The 227-nt window shown below is 59.0% G+C and carries 1 pseudogene; it reads right to left on the bottom strand.

The window, feature by feature from the left end:
• Nucleotides 1-227: pseudogene (locus AO277_RS15725) on the bottom strand (IS21 family transposase); the annotation flags it as partial.

Consider the following 227-nt stretch of genomic DNA (forward strand, 5'->3'; position numbering starts at 1 on the left):
AATCGGGGATGCCAACGGTGCTGGCCCTCCCCAAAAGCATCTCGCTCGGTGATGATGGTTCCGGCGTTATCAAACAATGCCTGCTCGGGCATGCCGCCAAAGTAAGCGAACGCCTCCCGAAGCCCTGTCAGCCAGGCTTCGATGTCCTCTCGCTCGGAGAAACGGACAAAGCTTGCTCGACTAAAACCAAGTGTCGCCACGAACGCCTTAAGCGGCTGACGGCCTCG

It is taken from the genome of Pseudomonas amygdali (assembly GCF_002699855.1).
Taxonomy (GTDB): domain Bacteria; phylum Pseudomonadota; class Gammaproteobacteria; order Pseudomonadales; family Pseudomonadaceae; genus Aquipseudomonas; species Aquipseudomonas amygdali.